At 30.4% G+C, this 448-nt stretch carries 1 pseudogene; it reads right to left on the bottom strand.

Annotation, left to right across the window (positions count from 1 at the left end):
• Positions 1-412 (bottom strand): annotated as a pseudogene (locus CBI42_RS11345) (magnesium transporter CorA family protein); the annotation flags it as partial.
• Positions 413-448: the final 36 nt, after the last annotated feature.

The following is a 448-nucleotide window of genomic DNA, read 5'->3' on the forward strand; positions in this document are numbered from 1 at the left end:
GCATGATCTTTAAAAGTACTTCCTCCGTGAAATTATTGATATCACGTAAAACCATATTGGATAAGAGTTCGGAAATGGAATTTAATTTTTGGTTTGTAAAAATTATCAACTTATTTTTAAATACCAAGAAAACAACAGATGTCGTCAGATTATCTAGATGCCCACCTTCGTGTATCTTGGGAAACAAAAAACTTACGAGGAAATTTTTTTCATCGTTCCGATCTATCATCGTGTCATATGCAACTTGATCATCAAACGTTAGTATATTGCCTATTTTAAGGTCATATTTATGTTCAAAAGATTCGATATATTCTCGTTCGTCGCCATAAACATAAACAACAGAAGAATTTTTGATATCTGATTCTGACGAAACTAATAATGTATCTGTTGTTAAAGAATAAGTTTTCAGCATTGTAATCCTCCTGCTTTATATTTTTCTCAAAAATAA

This window comes from Streptococcus sp. KR, from assembly GCF_002238115.1.
In the GTDB taxonomy this organism is placed as follows: Bacteria; Bacillota; Bacilli; order Lactobacillales; family Streptococcaceae; genus Streptococcus.